General features: G+C 54.4%; 1 rRNA gene. It reads right to left on the bottom strand.

Annotation, left to right across the window (positions count from 1 at the left end):
- Window positions 1-79: ribosomal RNA gene (rrf, locus tag IM290_RS20470) — 5S ribosomal RNA — on the bottom strand; the annotation flags it as partial.
- Between the last annotated feature and the right edge of the window lie 149 nt (window positions 80-228).

Below are 228 nucleotides of genomic sequence, written 5' to 3'. Positions count from 1 at the left end.
CACACCCATCGGCGCTACGGCGTTTCACTTCTGAGTTCGGCATGGGGTCAGGTGGGACCACCGCGCTACAGCCGCCAGGCAAATTCTTGTGCTCTGTCCTGTGTCTTTCGCACTGATACTGCGTTGGCTGCTCTCGTAAAGTCAGTCACATACCTCAGTATGCTCCTTCCTTTCCTTCGTTTGCCGCCTTGTCTCAGCGCAAAATCCTTCGGACTCTGAATCTAAGCT

Origin of the sequence: Enterobacter cloacae complex sp. S1 (assembly GCF_014930525.1) — a bacterium.
GTDB classification, from domain to species: domain Bacteria; phylum Pseudomonadota; class Gammaproteobacteria; order Enterobacterales; family Enterobacteriaceae; genus Enterobacter; species Enterobacter hormaechei_C.
Note: the sequence above shows the minus strand (reverse complement) of the source record. Positions and strands in the feature narration are given on the sequence as shown.